Source organism: Streptomyces sp. NPDC014894 (genome assembly GCF_043080985.1).
Taxonomy (GTDB): domain Bacteria; phylum Actinomycetota; class Actinomycetes; order Streptomycetales; family Streptomycetaceae; genus Streptomyces.
Genome location: NZ_JBIBWD010000010.1, coordinates 216,038 through 229,907, shown reverse-complemented (window position 1 = coordinate 229,907; position 13,870 = coordinate 216,038). Strand labels below are relative to the sequence as shown.

The following is a 13,870-nucleotide window of genomic DNA, read 5'->3' as shown; positions in this document are numbered from 1 at the left end:
CGGCCGCCTCCTCGCGACCTCGCCCCGACGGTCACCAACTGTCACAAACGGGTGACCGTATGCCGACGGAGCCACACGTTTCAGCTACCCAGCTTCCACACACTGCTTTGCATTTGGCACGCTGTTCATTCACTTCGGGGGAGTGCGGGGAGGGACAAAAGCACCATGCACACAGCGCAACCAGGGACTCCGGGCACGACGGGTGATCCTCGTCTCAGCTGGAGCAGTACCGAGGAGCCCGGCCCGCCCACGCTCAGCCACCGCCGGGACGGCATTCTGCCCGCCGTCGCCGCGGCACTCTCCGTACGCGGCGAGACGCTCAAGTCGACCGCGGGGAAGGGGGACCGGGCGCCGGTCCTCCACCCTCTCGTACAGGACTTCCTGGACACTCTGGGCAGCGGGCAGCGGGAGCGCTTCACCGGGCGGTGCCCGGAGGCGATCCTGCTCTCGCGCCATCTCACGACGGCGGAGGGCAACCGCTCCAAGCGGGCCCGGCGCAGGCCGCTGTCGCACAGCGAGGCGAAACGCTCGCTGAAGCAGGCGAAACTGACGGCGCGGCGGATCCGTGAGGACGGGGATCCGCTGCACGGCAGTTACGCCCCGCCGTGCCGTTCCTGTACGGCGATGCTCGACCATTTCGGGGTCCGCGCAGTGGACCCGACCGCGACGGACTCCACGAATGGCTGAACCAGCAGCGATGCCCGAGAATCTCAGTACGACCCGGTTCCCCGTCGCCGTCGACGCGGCGCTCCAGGAGGCCGGATGGCAGCCCGGCCGCTGGGACATCAAGCTCGCCGAGCACTGGGCGGACACCCTGCGGGCCTTCGAGTCGCCCGCCGGGCACCGGCACGCGGTCTTCCCGGCGGCGGTGGAGGCGTGGGCGGAGTTCGGGGGGCTGCGGATCGCCGCGCTGGGGCCCGGGCGGCAGACGGCGCCGCCGGTGGTGCACATGGATCCGCTGGCGGGGCTGCATCTGGCGAGGACGCTGGCGGATCTGGGGAGGGCGCTGGGGACGGAGGTGGCGCCGCTGGGGGCGGAGGGCGAGGGGCAGGGGGTGTTGGCGATCGATGCGGAGGGGAGGGTGTACGGGGTGGATCACACCGGGGACTGGTATCTCGGCGCCGACATCGACCGCGCCCTCTCCACCCTCATCACCGGCCTCCAACCCCCCCGGCTCACCACCTCCCACCCCTGACCCACCCCCACCAGCGCGCCACCAAGACGCCACCCCCAGCCCGTCCGGCGATTGAGGACGAACCCACACCCCAGGAACCCGGGGCAAAGCAAGACCGTCAATCCCAGCCCGTCCGGCGATTGAGGACGAACCCGCACCCCGGGGGCCCGGGCCAAGGCAAGACCGTCAATCCCAGCCCGTCCGGCGATTGAGGACGAACCCGCACCCCGGGGGCCCCGGGGCAAAGCCACCAGCGCGCCTCAAACGCCGGCGAGGCTGAATGGGCCCGAGGGCAAGACCACCACCCCCTCGCCAAGCCCAACCCCCCGTCGGGGACCAGCCCCCGAACCCCCGCGCCTCAAACGCCGGCGAGGCTGAGATTTCCCCGCCGCCAGAACCGGACAGACCCGCCCCACACCAAGCCCGCCAACCCCAGCCCGTCCGGCGATTGAGGACAAACCCGCACCCCAGGAACCCGGGCCAAGACCACCCGGGGCAGCCGCGGGGCGCGAGGATCAAGGGGTGGTGGGGAGGACGGCGGAGACGCGGAAGCCGCCGGTGTCGGTGGGGCCGGAGACGAAGACGCCGCCGAGCGCGAGCACCCGCTCCCGCATCCCCACCAACCCATTCCCCCCACTCGGCAACCCCGCCCCCGCCCCCGCGCCCCCCATGTCCGGCGCCCCGTTCTCCACCTGCATGGCGACCTCCCCCTCACGGTGGGCGAGCCGCACCATCACCTTGGCCCCGGCGGCGTGCTTGTGGACGTTGGTGAGGGCCTCCTGCACCACGCGGTAGGCGGTCTGCTCGACCTCCGGCGCGTACGCGCGCGCCTCCCCCTGGACGGCCAGCTCCACGACCATCCCGGTCTGGCGGGACTGCCCGACGAGATCCTCCACATCGGCGATGGCCGGCCCGGCCCCTCCCCCGGCCGCCGCGGCGGCGGCCGCGGCCGCGGCCCCGACGGCGGCCAGCGGCACCTGCGCGCTGCGCCGCTGCTCCCCGTCGCCGGTGCGCAGCACCCCCAGCATCTCGCGCAGCTCGGTGAGGGCCTGCCGCCCCATGTCGCCGACGAGCGCCGCGTTCTTGACCGCCTTCTGGGGATCCTTGGGCGCGACCGCCTGGAGCGCCGCCGCGTGGACGACCATCAGGCTGACGCGGTGCGCCACCACGTCGTGCATCTCGCGGGCGATCCGGGTGCGCTCCTCGGTGCGCGCCCACTGGGCCCGCTGCTCGGCGCGGTCGGCGAGCAGCAGCAGCTCCTGCTCCAGGCTGTCGGCGCGTTCGCGCAGGCTCTCCATGAGCCGGCGGCGGGCCCCGATGTAGAGGCCGAAGAGGACGGGCGGCAGCACCACGCCGACCGCTATGAAGCAGGCCATGAGCGGTACGTACCAGTCGCCGGGCTCGGCGAGGTCGGAGGCGCGGACGTCCTGGCCGACCCGGACGAAGCTGACGATCAGGGTCGCGGACAGGGACATCCCGGTGAGCGTGGCGATGATCCGGCGCGGCACCTCGGACGCGGCGAGCGAGTAGAGCCCGACGAGGGCCATCAGATAGCCCATCTCGGCCGGGGTGACGGCGATCGAGACGAGCACGACGGCGATCGGCCAGCGCCGCCGTACGACAAGGACGGATCCGACGAGCAGTCCGAACAGCACTCCGAGGGGGACCGGGATCGCGGTCCTGTCCGCGAATCCGGCCCCCTCGACAGCGCACTCCAAGGCGGAGAACAGCGCGAGTCCCACGTCCAGCGCGGCACTGCGTCGCCGACCCCACCACAGCCAGGCACGGGCGGTCGCACCCGTGGCCTCCTGGTGTGCCCCCGTTGTGGTCATGGTTCTCAGCCTACGGGCGCGCGCGAGTGGATTTCGCGGCAGATATCCCGGCGCGCGAGCGGCGCGGCGGCCGCTCCGGCGGCGGACCGGCGGCGGACCGGGGGCGGCGGCCGGAGCGGCCCCCGTCGGCAGGCCGTGGACAAGTACCGTCGCGGGAGAGGGGGGTGGTACGGCATAGTGTGGGTTGCTGGTCGGAGCGCCCGGTCACCACGACCGGTCCCGCCGACCCTGCTGTCCCCCGTGGTGTAATCGGCAGCACAGTGGCTTTTGGTGCCATTTGTCCGGGTTCGAGTCCTGGCGGGGGAGCCTCTCGCCCCAGACGCCCGGCCTGCGCCGCACGGTCGCCGCCCCCCGGTCGCCGCCCCGGCCGCGGACCCTCGATCCCGGCCCCTCGATCACAGACCGGCGGCCGCGGCCCCGGTCACGGACCGGCGGTCCAGCCCGGATGCCCGGCCCGCCCTTTATTTCCCCCGGTAAACCCCCCGGTATCCTTCGGATGTCCACCACCCGAAGCCGAAGGGCATTCCCGTGAGCGCCAACCGCCCGGCAGCCGTCGTCGTTCTCGCAGCGGGTGAAGGCACCCGTATGAAGTCGAAGACCCCCAAGGTGCTGCACGACATCTGCGGGCGCTCGCTCGTCGGACATGTCGTCAGCGCCGCCCGCGAGCTGGAGCCCCGGCAGCTCGTCGTCGTCGTCGGCCACGCCAGCGAGCGGGTCGAGAGCCACCTCACCGAGGTGTACCCCGGCACCCGCACCGCCTTCCAGGCCGAGCAGAAGGGCACCGGGCACGCCGTCCGGACCGGCCTGGACCAGCTCGCGGAGGGCGTGGACGGCACCGTCGTCGTCGTCTGCGGAGACACCCCGCTGCTCTCCGGCGAGACCCTGACCGCCCTCGCCGCCACCCACGCCGCCGACGGCAACGCCGTCACCGTGCTGACCGCCGAGGTCCCCGACTCCACCGGCTACGGCCGGATCGTGCGCGACGGCGGCGGCGCGGTGACCGCGATCGTCGAGCACAAGGACGCCACCGCCGCCCAGCTCGCCATCCGGGAGATCAACTCCGGCGTCTTCGCCTTCGACGGACAGCTGCTCGCGGACGCCCTCGGCAAGGTGCGCACTGACAACAGCCAGGGCGAGGAGTACCTCACCGACGTCCTCGGCATACTGCGCGAGGCCGGACACCGGGTCGGCGCTTCCGTGGCGGGCGATCACCGTGAGATCCTGGGCATCAACAACCGCGTCCAGCTCGCGGAGGCCCGCGGGCTGCTCAATGAGCGGCTGCTGAAGCGGGCCATGCTCGCCGGGGTCACCATCGTCGACCCGGCGTCGGTCCTGATCGATGTCACCGTCACTTTCGAGCCGGATTCCATCGTCCACCCCGGCACCCAGCTCCTGGGCGCCACCCACCTCGGCGAAGGCGCCGAGGTCGGCCCCAACACCCGTCTGAGGAACACCACCGTGGGCAACGGCGCCCGGGTGGACAACTCCGTGGCCGAGTCCGCCGAGATCGGCGACGGCGCCCTGGTCGGCCCGTACGCCTATCTGCGCCCCGGCACCCGGCTCGGCAGCCGCGCCAAGGCGGGGACCTATGTCGAGATGAAGAACGCCTCGATCGGCGACGGCGCCAAGGTCCCCCATCTGTCGTACGTCGGCGACGCGACCATCGGCGACCACACCAACATCGGCGCGGCCAGCGTCTTCGTGAACTACGACGGAGAGGCCAAACACCACACGACGATCGGATCGCACTGCCGCACCGGCTCGGACAACATGTTTGTGGCGCCCGTCACGGTCGGGGACGGCGCGTACACCGCGGCCGGCTCCGTCATCACCAAGGACGTCCCGGCGGGTTCGCTCGCCGTGGCCCGGGGCCAGCAGCGGAATATCGAGGGCTGGGTCGCGAGGAAGCGGCCCGGCAGCGCCGCCGCGCAGGCCGCCGAGGCGGCATCGGAACGGGCCACCGGCGAGAACTGACCGGAAACAGGTATGCCGAACTCGGCGTACCGTGATACATGCACACAAATTCGGCTGGCGCGCGTTCCCCCCATCGGCGCGGCCAGAGAACACCCTCTGAGGAGACAGTGCTGTGACCGGGATCAAGACGACCGGCGAGAAGAAGCTGATGCTCTTCTCCGGCCGCGCCCACCCCGAGCTGGCCGAGGAAGTCGCACATCAACTGGGCGTCACCCTGGTGCCGACGAAGGCCTTCGACTTCGCGAACGGCGAGATCTACGTCCGCTTCCAGGAGTCCGCCCGCGGCGCCGACTGCTTCCTGATGCAGAGCCACACGGCCCCCATCAATAAGTGGATCATGGAACAGCTGATCATGATCGATGCGCTGAAGCGGGCCTCCGCCCGCAGCATCACCGTGATCGTGCCGTTCTACGGATACGCCCGCCAGGACAAGAAGCACCGCGGACGCGAGCCCATCTCCGCCCGTCTCGTCGCCGATCTGATGAAGACGGCCGGCGCGGACCGCATCCTCACCGTCGATCTGCACACCGACCAGATCCAGGGCTTCTTCGACGGCCCGGTCGACCACCTCTTCGCGCTGCCGATCCTCGCGGACTACGTCGCCGCCAAGGTCGACCCGACCAAGCTCACCGTCGTCTCCCCCGACGCCGGCCGGGTGCGCGTCGCCGACCGCTGGTGCGACCGCCTGGGCGCGCCGCTGGCCATCGTCCACAAGCGCCGGGACAAGGACGTCGCCAACCAGGTGACCGTCCACGAGGTCGTCGGCAATGTCGAGGGCCGGGTCTGCGTCCTGGTCGACGACATGATCGACACCGGCGGCACGATCTGCGCCGCCGCCGACGCCCTCTTCGCCAACGGCGCGGAGGACGTGATCGTCACGGCGACCCACGGTGTGCTCTCCGGCCCGGCCGCCGACCGGCTGAAGAACTCGAAGGTCAGCGAGTTCGTGCTGACCAACACCCTGCCGACCCCCAGCGAGCTGGAGCTCGACAAGATCACGGTGCTGTCGATGGCGCCGACGATCGCCCGCGCGGTGCGCGAGGTCTTCGAGGACGGCTCGGTGACCAGCCTCTTCGACGAGCAGTTCTGAGCGGAGCGCCCCTCGGGGCGTAGCGCGTGACGGAGGGCCGTACCCCGCCCGGGGCACGGCCCTCCCGTCCGTCGCGGGGCGGCCCCCTCGTACGGCTCCAAGCGGTCTCCCGGTCCGCCGCCGGGCGGCCTTTCGTACGCCTCCGGGTGATCTCCCGTACGCCTCCGGGTGATCGATTGGGTGCCCGGGGCGGGCCCCAGTAGACTGTCCGAGTTGCTCGGCGAGGGAGGTCGCACTTCAGGTGCGGCGGTCCGTTATCGACGCGCTCTTCGCAGCAGGCGTAGCAGGCCATTCGTGGCCGGGTGACCACCAGATCCGTCTGTTCTACGAGGAGTGCACATGTCCGAGGTAAAGCTTGCCGCAGAGGTCCGCAGCGATTTCGGCAAGGGCGCGTCCCGCCGGGTCCGCCGTGACAACAAGGTCCCCGGCGTTCTCTACGGCCACGGCGGCGCCCCGGTCCACGTGGTCCTCCCGGGCCACGAGCTGCTGCTCGCGCTCCGTACCCCCAACGTGCTGATCGCCCTGGACGTCGAGGGTCGCACCGAGCTGGCCATCCCGAAGGCCGTCCAGCGCAACCCGATCAAGGGCAGCCTGGTCCACGTCGACCTGCTCGTGGTCAAGCGCGGCGAGAAGGTCACCGTCGAGATCCCCGTCCACACCGAGGGCGAGCTGGCCCCGGGCAGCTACCTGCTCGAGCACGTGCTGAACACCCTGCCGGTCGAGGCCGAGGCCACCCACATCCCCGAGGCCGTCACGGTCTCCATCGCGGGCCTGGAGGCCGGCGCCTCCATCCTCGCGAAGGACATCCCGCTGCCCTCCGGCTCGACCCTGGCCATCGACGAGGACGCCGTCGTCCTCCAGGTCCTGGCCGCGCAGGCCGAGGAGCCGGCCGCCGAGTCCGAGGGCGCCGAGACCGCCGAGGCCTGATCCTCGCCCTCAGCCACAGCCTTTTCGGCCGCCGCCCGACACCGCACGGTGTCGGGCGGCGGTCGAATGTCCGGATGGAGACGCTCCGATGACGACGACCGACGCGAACGCCCCCTGGCTGATCGTGGGGCTCGGCAACCCCGGCCCCGGATACGCCGCCAACCGGCACAATGTCGGCTTCATGGTCGCCGATCTGCTCGCCGAGCGCGTCCGCGGCGCCTTCAAGCGCGCCCCGAAGGCCCAGGCCCAGGTGGTGGAGGCGCGGATCGGCCCGCCCGGACCCGGCAGCCGCCGGGTGGTGCTGGCGAAGCCCCTGTCGTACATGAACCTCTCCGGCGGTCCGGTCACCGCGCTGCGGGACTTCTACAAGATCCCCACCGCGAACATCGTGGCGGTCCACGACGAGCTGGACATCGACTACGGCGCGCTGCGGCTGAAGTTCGGCGGCGGGGACAACGGGCACAACGGACTGAAGTCGATGACCAAGTCGATGGGCCCCGACTACCACCGGGTGCGCTTCGGCATCGGCCGCCCGCCCGGCCGGATGCAGGTCGCGGACTTCGTCCTCAAGGACTTCTCCCCGACCGAGCGCAAAGAGCTGGACTACTTCGTGGACCGGGCCGCCGACGCGGTGGAGTCCCTGGTCACCGAGGGTCTGGAGCGGGCCCAGGGGGCGTACAACTCCTGACGGGTCGTGGCAAGTCGCCGCACCGGGTTGACCGGGCGCACTCCCATGCCCAAGGATCGCGCCCCATGAGTCGCATGCTCCTCTACAGCCGCCGCGCGGCCATGGGTCTGGTCGCGCTGCTGCTCCTGGTGGCGGGCGTCTGGTCGTCATGGGGCACGGCCCAGCACGTCATGCTCGCGAAGGGCCGGGAACACGGCACCATCACGGTCTCCGGATGCGGCGCGGAGACCTGCTCGGGGCGATTCGCCCCGGACAACGCGTCCGCCTCCCGGCCCGGGATGACGATCGACCGGTCGGTCGCCGTGAAGAAGGGCGCGAAGCTCTCCGTCGTGGTGAAGCCCGGCACCTCCGAGGTGGTCCGGCGCGGCCCCGGCGGGATCTTCCAGGCCTGGCTGCCGCTGGGCGGGGCGCTGCTGCTCGCGGCGCTGGTCATCGGCGGCGGGATCGGGCTGCCCAGGGTCGCGTGGACGAGCGCCGCGGTGGGCGGCGTACTCCTGGTGGGCACCTTCGTCACCCTCTGAGCCGCGGATACGGCCGCCGGACGCGCCGCTGCCCGGCGTCCGCGGAGGGACGCCGGGCAGCGGCGGTGGTGCGGAGAGCGGATCAGCCGGTGTTGCGGAGCCCGGCCGCCACGCCGTTCACCGTCAGCAGCAGCGCCCTCGCCAGCAGCGGGTCCGCGGACTCGCCCCGGGAGGCCGCCCCGCGCTGGCGGGCCAGCAGCGAGACCTGGAGATAGGAGATCGGGTCCAGATAGGCGTCACGGATCGCGAACGTCTGCTGGAGCGCCGGATTGGAGTCCAGCAGCGTCCGGCCGCCGGTGACCTTGAGGACCTCGGCGACGGTGAGCGCGTGCTCGGCCTCGATCCCGGCGAACACATGCTTCAGCTCGTCCGGCACGAGCGTGTCCACATAGTGCCGGGCGATCCGCAGATCCGTCTTCGCCAGCGTCATCTCGACATTGGCGATGAAGTTGCGGAAGAAGTGCCAGTGCTCGTGCATCTCGTCGAGGACCGTGTCGAGCCCGGCCTCCCGCAGCGCCTTGAGCCCCGAGCCGACCCCGTACCACCCCGGCACGATCTGCCGGGACTGGGTCCAGCCGAACACCCACGGGATGGCCCGCAGACCGTCCAGGCCCGCACCGCTGTCCGGGCGGCGCGAGGGGCGCGAGCCGAGGTGCAGATCGGCGAGCTGGTCCACCGGGGTGGAGGCGAAGAAGTACGCGGGCAGATCCGGGTCGTCGACCAGTCCGCGATACGCGGCGTGGGCCGCGTCCGAGACGGTGTCCATCGCCGCGTCCCAGCGGGAGAGCGCCTCCACCGACTGGCGGGGCGCGGTGTGCAGCGCCGACGCCTGGAGGGTGGCCGCGACCGTCAGCTCCAGATTCTCCCTGGCCAGGGAGGGGATCAGATACTTGTCGGAGATGACCTCGCCCTGCTCGGTCACCTTGATCTCGCCCTCCAGCGTGCCCCACGGCTGCGCCAGGATGGCATCGTGCGAGGGGCCGCCGCCGCGGCCGACGGTGCCGCCCCGGCCGTGGAAGAGCCGCAGCCGCACCCCGTGGCGGTGGGCCACGTCGCGCAGCCGGCGCTGCGCCCGGTGGATCTCCCACTGCGAGGTGGTGATGCCGCCGAACTTGGAGGAGTCCGAGTAGCCGAGCATGACCTCCTGGACGTCCCCGCGGAGCGAGACCAGCCGCCGGTACGAGGGGTCGGCGAGCATCCCGTCGAGGATGACGTCGGCCGCGCGCAGCTCGTCGGTGGTCTCCAGGAGCGGCACGATGCCGATCTTGGCCCAGCCCGCGTGGAGGTCGATCAGCCCGGCCTCGCGGGCGAGCACGGCCGCCGCGAAGACGTCGTCCGCGCCCTGGCACATCGAGATGATGTACGACTCGATGACCTCGGGCCCGAACCGCTCGAAGGCCTCCTTGACGGTGAGGAAGACCCCGAGGGTCTTCTCGCCGGCGGCGTCCAGCGGCGCGGGGGACGGGGCGAGCGGCCGGCGGGAGCGCAGCTCCTTGGCGAGGAGCTTCTGCCGGTACTCGCGCGGCATGTCGGAGTAGCGCCAGGACTCCTCGCCGAGCCGGTCGAAGAGCTGTCCCAGCGCGTGGTGGTGGGCGTCCGCGTGCTCGCGCACGTCCATGGTGGCGAGCTGGAGGCCGAAGGCGGCGAGGGTGCGGATGGTGCGGTCCATGCGTCCGTCGGCGAGAAGGCCGCCGCGGTGCTCGCGCAGGGAGGTCTGGATCAGGGTGAGGTCGGTGAGCAGCTCGGCGGTGCCGAGGTAGTCGCGGCCGGGCTCGTGCGGGGTGTTGCGGGCGAGCCGTTCGCGGGTGTTGACCAGCTTCTGCTGGATGCAGGTGGCCTTGAGCCGGTAGGGCTCCTCGGCGTTGAGCCGCTTGTAGCGGGGGCTGATCTCCGGGAGCCGTTCCAGATCGGTCTGGAGCGAGGTGAGCAGCTCTTCGGTGGCTCCGGTGTAGCGGATGGAGTTGGAGAGCTGTCCGCGCAGGGAGTCGATCTGTTCGAGGGCGTCGGTGATGCCGTGCTCGTGCTGGAGGATCAGCACCTCGCGGGTGACGGCGGGGGTGACGTTCGGATTGCCGTCGCGGTCGCCGCCGATCCAGGTGCCGAAGGTCAGCGGGCGGGTGCCGGCGGGCAGTTCGACGCCGACGCGCTCCAGTTCGGCGGCGAGGTCCTCCAGGACGTCGCCGACCGCGCCGGCGTGCAGCTCGTCCAGGTAGTAGATCGCGTTGCGCGCCTCGTCGGCCGGCTCGGGCCGGACCACGCGCAGCTCGTCGGTCTGCCAGATGAGGTCGATGTTCTCGGCGAGCCGCAGATCGCAGCGCCTGCGGTCGGCCGGGCTGCCCGGCTCGTCCAGCAGGGCGGCGATCCGGCGCAGCTTGTTGAGCACCGAGCGGCGGGCGGCCTCGGTGGGGTGGGCGGTGAAGACGGGCCGTACGTTGAGATTCCGCACGGTCTCGCGCAGATGCTCGGGGTCGGCGTCCTTGAGGCGGTCGGCGGTGCGGGCCAGCAGGCTGCCCTCGGCGGCCCGGCGCTCGCGCATCTCATGGCCTCGGTGCACCTGCTCGGTGACGTTGGCGAGGTGGAAGTAGGTGGAGAACGCGCGGACGAGCTTGGCGGCGGTCTCCAGGTCGGTGTCGCCCAGCAGCTGGGCCGCTGCCTCGCCGTCGCTGCGGGTCAGGGCGCGGACGCGCTCGACGAGGTCGAGCAGTTCGGGGCCTTCCTGGCGGACGATGGTCTCGCCCAGGAGATCGCCCAGTCGGCGGATGTCTGCCCGGAGTTCGGCGCTGGCCGTCGGGGTCTGGTCGGCACTGCTCACAGGTGCGGCTCCTTGCAGTGTTTGAGCACGTCTGGAGGGGTACTGGAGGCTGCGGACCGCGCTGTCCGACGAGACCCAGGATAGGGGCCCGGCTCTCCCACGTTATCCACAGGGCCCTTGCCGTGCGGCCGCACGCTGACATACTTACGTCGCCGTAGGTTACGCATGCGTAGCCTGGCGCGATCATCTCCTCTCTCACCCCCCAGGGGACCCCACTATGACAACAAGCCCCGAGCTGATGGACGACGTCCCGGAATCGAGTGTGGCCGAGCTGCCCTCGGCGACGCTCGGCGGGGACAGCAAGCGGTCGGTCGAGCAGATCGCCCTGCTGCTGTTCATCGCGGTGCCCTTTCTCGCCCTGCTCGCGGCGGTGCCGCTGGCCTGGGGCTGGGGGGTGAGCTGGCTCGACCTCGGCCTGCTGGTGGCGATGTACTACCTCGGCTGCCACGGCATCACGATCGGCTTCCACCGCTATTTCACGCACGGCTCCTTCAAGGCGAAGCGCCCGCTGCGGATCGCGCTCGCGATCGCGGGGTCGATGGCGGTGGAGGGCCCGCTGGTGCGCTGGGTGGCCGATCACCGCAAGCACCACAAGTTCTCGGACGCGGAGGGCGACCCGCACTCGCCGTGGCGGTTCGGCGAGACGGTGCCGGCGCTGATGAAGGGGCTGTGGTGGGCCCACATTGGCTGGATGTTCGACGAGGAACAGACACCGCAGCAGAAGTACGCGCCGGACCTGATCAAGGACCCGGCGATCCGGCGGATCTCGCGTGACTTCATCTGGTGGACGATCCTGTCGCTGGCGATCCCGCCGCTGGTCGGCGGGCTGGTGACGATGTCGTGGTGGGGTGCGTTCACGGCGTTCTTCTGGGGCTCGCTGGTGCGGGTGGCGCTGCTGCACCATGTGACCTGGTCGATCAATTCGATCTGTCACGCGGTCGGCAAGCGCCCGTTCAAGTCGCGGGACCGCTCGGGCAATGTCTGGTGGCTGGCCGTGCTGTCCTGCGGCGAGTCCTGGCACAACCTGCACCACGCGGACCCGACCAGCGCCCGGCACGGGGTGCTGCGCGGCCAGCTGGACTCCAGCGCCCGGCTGATCCGCTGGTTCGAGCAGCTGGGCTGGGCCTCCGACGTGCGCTGGCCGAGCGCTTCGCGGATCGACGCCCGCCGCAGTACCACACCCGCCGACACGGCATGATGGAAGACGTGGCGACCGACGGCAGCAGCAGCAGTACGGAGAAGAACCGGCCGAGCCGGCGTGCCCGCCGGGTGCGGATGACGGGCGCCGAGCGCCGGGAACAGCTGCTGGACATCGGTCGGACGCTCTTCGCCGACAAGGGGTTCGAGGGCACCTCGGTGGAGGAGATCGCCGCGAAGGCGGGGGTGTCCAAGCCGGTGGTGTACGAGCACTTCGGCGGCAAGGAGGGGCTGTACGCGGTGGTGGTCGACCGCGAGATGCGCCAGCTCCTCGAAGGGGTGACGGGCGCGCTCACCGCGGGTCATCCCCGGGAGCTGCTGGAGCAGGCGGCCTTCGCGCTGCTGGACTACATCGAGCGGTACACGGACGGCTTCCGGATTCTGGTCCGGGACTCCCCGGTGGCCCAGTCGACGGGCACTTTCGCCTCGCTGATCAGCGATATCGCCACCCAGGTCGAGGACATCCTCGGCATGGAGTTCAAGAACCGCGGCTTCGACCAGAAGCTGGCCCCGCTGTACGCGCAGGCGCTGGTGGGGATGGTGGCGCTGACCGGTCAGTGGTGGCTGGACGCCCGGCAGCCGAAGAAGGCCGAGGTGGCCGCGCATCTGGTGAATCTGGCCTGGCACGGGCTGGACGGGCTGGAGCCCAAGCCCCGGCTGATAGGCCACCGCAAGAACTGAGCGGGACGGCGACGCCGCCGGAAAGGGCCCGTACCGCGAGACGCGGGGCGGGCCCTTCCCTTGTGCGGCCTGCTCTGTACGGGCCCCTCCCGTGCGCGGGCCCTTCCCCGTACGCCCCGGGGCCGCCGGTGCGGCTCAGGCCGGGCGGCGGGCCACGGCGAAGATCCGGCGGAAGGGGAAGACCGTGCCGTGCGGGCCCGGCGGATACGCCTCGCGCAGCAGCGCCCGGTACTCCCCGAGGAAGCTCTCCAGCGCGGCCGGATCCCCCTCCAGCGCGGTGAGCACCGGCCGCAGGGTGGTCCCCTTGATCCAGTCCAGGACGGGGTCCTCGCCGGTGAGCAGCTGGAGGTAGGTGGTCTCCCAGACATCGGTCTCGCAGCCCAGCCCGGTGAGCCGGTCCAGATAGTCGGCCGGCTCCCTGGTGTACGAGCGCCCCTGGTCGCCGCCGAGCCGCTCGCGCCAGCGCGGGGATTCGCACAGGCCGGTCAGCAGGGTGTGGCTGGGGGCGGCGAAGTTCCCGGGGACCTGGAAGGCGAGGGTCCCGCCCGGGGTCAGCCCGCCGATCCAGCGGGCGAAGGAGTCGGCGTGTCCGGGCACCCAGTGGAGGAGGGCGTTGGAGACGATGAGGTCGTAGGGCTCGTCCGGGGTCCAGTGGACCGCGTCCGCCGTCTGGAAGCCGAGGCTGCCGCCGCCCGGGGTGGGGCCCGCGTGGTCCTCGCCGGCGCGGGCGAGCATCTCCAGGGAGTTGTCGAAGCCGGTGATCCGGGCCGTGGGCCAGCGCTCGGCGAGGAGCGCGGTGACATTGCCCGCGCCGCAGCCGAGGTCGGCGATCCGGGGGCCGCTTCCCTTCCCCGGGGGAAGTCCGGGGATCCGGGCGAGGAGATCGAGGAAGGGGCGGGTGCGATGCCCGGCGTGGCGCAGATACTGCTGGGGGTCCCAGCTGGGTGCGGAGAGCATGCCGTACATCGTGAGGG

Annotated in this window: 12 protein-coding genes and 1 tRNA gene; 10 read left to right on the top strand and 3 right to left on the bottom strand. The window is 71.5% G+C overall.

The window, feature by feature from the left end; all coding sequences use genetic code 11:
• Positions 1-165 precede the first annotated feature (165 nt).
• Together ACF089_RS24650 and ACF089_RS24645 are read left to right on the top strand one after the other, a co-directional pair.
• On the top strand, positions 166-687 hold the full coding sequence (locus ACF089_RS24650; RefSeq protein WP_392030287.1) for a YwqJ-related putative deaminase: 522 nt from the start codon (positions 166-168) through the stop codon (positions 685-687).
• Between the two features lie 10 nt (positions 688-697).
• A complete protein-coding gene (locus ACF089_RS24645) occupies positions 698-1,195 on the top strand; it encodes an SUKH-3 domain-containing protein (protein WP_392030600.1) in 498 nt (165 codons plus the stop codon).
• A 494-nt stretch (positions 1,196-1,689) separates the two neighbouring features.
• On the opposite strand, the gene ACF089_RS24640 is transcribed toward ACF089_RS24645, so the two are convergent.
• The gene (locus ACF089_RS24640; protein WP_392030284.1) at positions 1,690-3,006 is read right to left on the bottom strand and encodes a sensor histidine kinase; all 1,317 of its coding nucleotides are present in this window, start codon (positions 3,004-3,006) and stop codon (positions 1,690-1,692) included.
• Between the two features lie 234 nt (positions 3,007-3,240).
• Between ACF089_RS24640 and ACF089_RS24635 the strand changes: the two genes are divergently transcribed.
• The 6 genes from ACF089_RS24635 to ACF089_RS24610 all read left to right on the top strand — a co-directional run bounded on the left by ACF089_RS24635 (position 3,241) and on the right by ACF089_RS24610 (position 8,206).
• Positions 3,241-3,312 (top strand) — tRNA-Gln (locus tag ACF089_RS24635).
• A 222-nt stretch (positions 3,313-3,534) separates the two neighbouring features.
• On the top strand, positions 3,535-4,980 hold the full coding sequence (gene glmU, locus ACF089_RS24630; RefSeq protein WP_392030281.1) for a bifunctional UDP-N-acetylglucosamine diphosphorylase/glucosamine-1-phosphate N-acetyltransferase GlmU: 1,446 nt from the start codon (positions 3,535-3,537) through the stop codon (positions 4,978-4,980).
• Positions 4,981-5,092: 112 nt separating this feature from the next.
• Positions 5,093-6,070, top strand: coding sequence for a ribose-phosphate diphosphokinase (locus ACF089_RS24625; protein WP_392030278.1), 978 nt, complete (start codon positions 5,093-5,095; stop codon positions 6,068-6,070).
• Positions 6,071-6,409: 339 nt separating this feature from the next.
• Entirely contained in the window at positions 6,410-6,997 is a 588-nt protein-coding gene (locus tag ACF089_RS24620) for a 50S ribosomal protein L25/general stress protein Ctc (protein ID WP_392030275.1), read from the top strand.
• 88 nt (positions 6,998-7,085) lie between these two features.
• Positions 7,086-7,685 carry an aminoacyl-tRNA hydrolase gene (gene pth, locus ACF089_RS24615; protein WP_392030272.1) on the top strand — a complete coding sequence of 200 codons (600 nt, stop codon included), beginning with the start codon at positions 7,086-7,088 and terminating at the stop codon, positions 7,683-7,685.
• Positions 7,686-7,750: 65 nt separating this feature from the next.
• The gene (locus ACF089_RS24610; RefSeq protein ID WP_392030269.1) at positions 7,751-8,206 is read left to right on the top strand and encodes a hypothetical protein; all 456 of its coding nucleotides are present in this window, start codon (positions 7,751-7,753) and stop codon (positions 8,204-8,206) included.
• 82 nt (positions 8,207-8,288) lie between these two features.
• Here ACF089_RS24610 and ppc read toward each other — a convergent pair whose 3' ends face one another.
• On the bottom strand, positions 8,289-11,018 hold the full coding sequence (gene ppc, locus ACF089_RS24605; RefSeq protein WP_392030266.1) for a phosphoenolpyruvate carboxylase: 2,730 nt from the start codon (positions 11,016-11,018) through the stop codon (positions 8,289-8,291).
• Positions 11,019-11,235: 217 nt separating this feature from the next.
• Between ppc and ACF089_RS24600 the strand changes: the two genes are divergently transcribed.
• Both ACF089_RS24600 and ACF089_RS24595 read left to right on the top strand, forming a co-directional pair.
• On the top strand, positions 11,236-12,216 hold the full coding sequence (locus ACF089_RS24600) for an acyl-CoA desaturase (RefSeq protein WP_392030263.1): 981 nt from the start codon (positions 11,236-11,238) through the stop codon (positions 12,214-12,216).
• Positions 12,216-12,896: a TetR family transcriptional regulator gene (locus ACF089_RS24595; RefSeq protein ID WP_392030597.1), complete on the top strand. Its 681-nt coding sequence runs from the start codon at positions 12,216-12,218 to the stop codon at positions 12,894-12,896. The genes ACF089_RS24600 and ACF089_RS24595 overlap by 1 nt, the downstream gene beginning before the upstream one ends.
• Positions 12,897-13,031: 135 nt before the next feature.
• Here the strand turns inward: ACF089_RS24595 and ACF089_RS24590 are convergent, their stop codons facing one another.
• On the bottom strand, positions 13,032-13,853 hold the full coding sequence (locus ACF089_RS24590; RefSeq protein WP_392030260.1) for a trans-aconitate 2-methyltransferase: 822 nt from the start codon (positions 13,851-13,853) through the stop codon (positions 13,032-13,034).
• Positions 13,854-13,870: the final 17 nt, after the last annotated feature.

Coding starts and splice junctions, on each gene's coding strand:
- ACF089_RS24590 (WP_392030260.1), bottom strand. CDS start 13,853: ATGCTCTCCGCACCCAGCTGGGACCCCCAGCAGTATCTGCGCCACGCC.
- ACF089_RS24595 (WP_392030597.1), top strand. CDS start 12,216: ATGGAAGACGTGGCGACCGACGGCAGCAGCAGCAGTACGGAGAAGAAC.
- ACF089_RS24640 (WP_392030284.1), bottom strand. CDS start 3,006: ATGACCACAACGGGGGCACACCAGGAGGCCACGGGTGCGACCGCCCGT.
- ACF089_RS24600 (WP_392030263.1), top strand. CDS start 11,236: ATGACAACAAGCCCCGAGCTGATGGACGACGTCCCGGAATCGAGTGTG.
- pth (WP_392030272.1), top strand. CDS start 7,086: ATGACGACGACCGACGCGAACGCCCCCTGGCTGATCGTGGGGCTCGGC.
- ACF089_RS24650 (WP_392030287.1), top strand. CDS start 166: ATGCACACAGCGCAACCAGGGACTCCGGGCACGACGGGTGATCCTCGT.
- ACF089_RS24620 (WP_392030275.1), top strand. CDS start 6,410: ATGTCCGAGGTAAAGCTTGCCGCAGAGGTCCGCAGCGATTTCGGCAAG.
- ACF089_RS24610 (WP_392030269.1), top strand. CDS start 7,751: ATGAGTCGCATGCTCCTCTACAGCCGCCGCGCGGCCATGGGTCTGGTC.
- ACF089_RS24645 (WP_392030600.1), top strand. CDS start 698: ATGCCCGAGAATCTCAGTACGACCCGGTTCCCCGTCGCCGTCGACGCG.